Raw genomic sequence first — 261 nt, 5'->3', positions numbered from 1 at the left:
CATTAGTATCTCCTGCTGTGTAAATTTTCTTCGTTTCAGTAGAAGTTACTTTCTCCATACCCCAGTTATCTTTAATGTGTATTGTCAAAGCCATAACTGATGCTGTGAGTAGGACTAATGATAAACCACCAACAAGACCACGCCAAAATATTTTATCAATGTGGATAAAGCCGTAGAAGGTTAAAAGTGTAAATAAAACAATAAGTATGATAATCATTATTTCTCACCTCCTACTTCTTTTTTGTTTTTAACAATATGCCC

General features: G+C 33.3%; 1 protein-coding gene. It reads right to left on the bottom strand.

What is annotated here, in order from left to right; all coding sequences use genetic code 11:
- Positions 1–217 (bottom strand): DUF4811 domain-containing protein (locus ETC27_RS18095; protein ID WP_136256079.1); only part of this gene is annotated, 217 nt, incomplete at its 3' end.
- Positions 218–261 lie beyond the last annotated feature (44 nt).

This window comes from Onishia niordana (assembly GCF_004798965.1).
Taxonomy (GTDB): Bacteria; Pseudomonadota; Gammaproteobacteria; order Pseudomonadales; family Halomonadaceae; genus Onishia; species Onishia niordana.
This window is presented reverse-complemented; position numbering and strand designations above follow the sequence as displayed.